Source organism: Psychrobacter sp. Ps6 (assembly GCF_022129235.1).
Lineage (GTDB): Bacteria > Pseudomonadota > Gammaproteobacteria > Pseudomonadales > Moraxellaceae > Psychrobacter.
This window is the reverse complement of sequence record NZ_JADQAI010000140.1, coordinates 1-1,325: the sequence shown is the minus strand read 5'-3', so window position 1 is coordinate 1,325 and position 1,325 is coordinate 1. Positions and strand designations below refer to the sequence as shown.

General features: G+C 40.2%; 3 protein-coding genes. All 3 read right to left on the bottom strand.

The window, feature by feature from the left end; all coding sequences use genetic code 11:
• Positions 1–482: hypothetical protein (locus tag I3255_RS14410; RefSeq protein WP_238039437.1), on the bottom strand; the 482-nt coding region annotated here is incomplete at its 3' end.
• On the bottom strand, positions 482–832 hold the full coding sequence (locus I3255_RS14405; protein ID WP_036764727.1) for a hypothetical protein: 351 nt from the start codon (positions 830–832) through the stop codon (positions 482–484). The genes I3255_RS14410 and I3255_RS14405, both read right to left, overlap by 1 nt.
• 98 nt (positions 833–930) lie before the next feature.
• Positions 931–1,325, bottom strand: a 395-nt coding sequence (locus I3255_RS14400; protein WP_238039436.1) for a hypothetical protein, incomplete at its 5' end; no start/stop codon positions are given.

Here is a 1,325-nt window from a genome sequence, read left to right as displayed (position 1 = left end):
GCTCGACCAGGCGCACGCAGTTTATCTAAGAAAATATTGGATACCGTATTTAGGATAACCGGAATTTCGGACGGATATTTCCAGGTTAAACCAATCGAAACTAATTCGTCACTGAGTAACGATAAATTGAGGTGTTGTTTCAGCTCGCCAACCCGAACAGCAATTTGTCCTTTATTTTCTTGTGAGGCCAATTCTAAATCGACCACTACTTGTTCTAGTGTCGATTGACTGTGAAGCAAAATCGTAAGCGCTTTCATTCGCTGCTGTAGGTTCATTGAAATAGAAAGATCACCAAGGAAGGGGTTTAGCATTGCAGCCTCTTGAACCAATATGGTGGTTTGAGAGTAATACATTTTTGTTTTAAATAGACTGCCAACAGGTAATAAGATCGGCAAGGTGACCATAGGGACAAGCACAATATATCGATACATCCATAATGCACAGCAAAAGGCATAGAGCTTGGCCAGAATCAGTTGACGCATTACCGTTGCCTAATAATTAAGGTATCGGCGGTTTGTTGTGGCACAAAAGTAAAATGTAGTGGAATTTGCTTTTGTTTAGACAATTGCTCGATTGCTGCAATTCTTTTTTGACCTTGTAATAGAGCTTGAAAACGGTTCGATAAATTTGCAGGCCCAATCAAAACTTCCAATTGATGATAAGAATAAGTGGTAAAAAATTGCTGAAGAGCTTGTTGTTGCTTGGTGGTTAATGTGGTCTGTTCAGGGCTAAAAAATAACTCCAGGGGTTGGATCGTTTCATGACGGTTGATGCTAGTAGATAGACAGCCATTGAGCAGAGTCAGACCGATTATTAACAGAATAATTCTCATGGCAACACTCCGAAATTGTTTCCTTGTTTTATTTCTGCAATATCGATGCCTTGTCCGCAAATGCAGTTCTGCTCATAACCGTAGGTAGGCAGAAGTTATTAAACAAGAAAGCGTTGTAGTTGTTCGGTGACTTGCTGTTGTCGTGCTAGCCAGCTTTCAGTTCTTAATATTTGGCGTCTCATAGTAATTTTTTGTTCAGTGATTGGGATTGGATTTTTGAGAGCATTGAGCCATTGTTGAGTATTGTTAGCAATCGTAAGATGAGAAGAATACTGTTGTGCTGCTGGAAAATCAGAGCAGATAATATGACGGGAAGAGGCTAAATATTCCCGTAACTTTAATGGATTGCAATGCTGAATTTGTCGGTTATTAATAAAAGGCATTATTGCACAATCCCAGTGGGTCAGATGGGAGATGAGTTCTGGGTGAGAGCAAGGCGGATGAAGCTGAATATTTTGCTGAATTAAAGTATGGCTGGCGGGACACTCTTTTT

Excerpts from the sequence above, each read along its gene's own strand:
- I3255_RS14405 (WP_036764727.1), bottom strand. The coding sequence starts at position 832 with ATGAGAATTATTCTGTTAATAATCGGTCTGACTCTGCTCAATGGCTGT.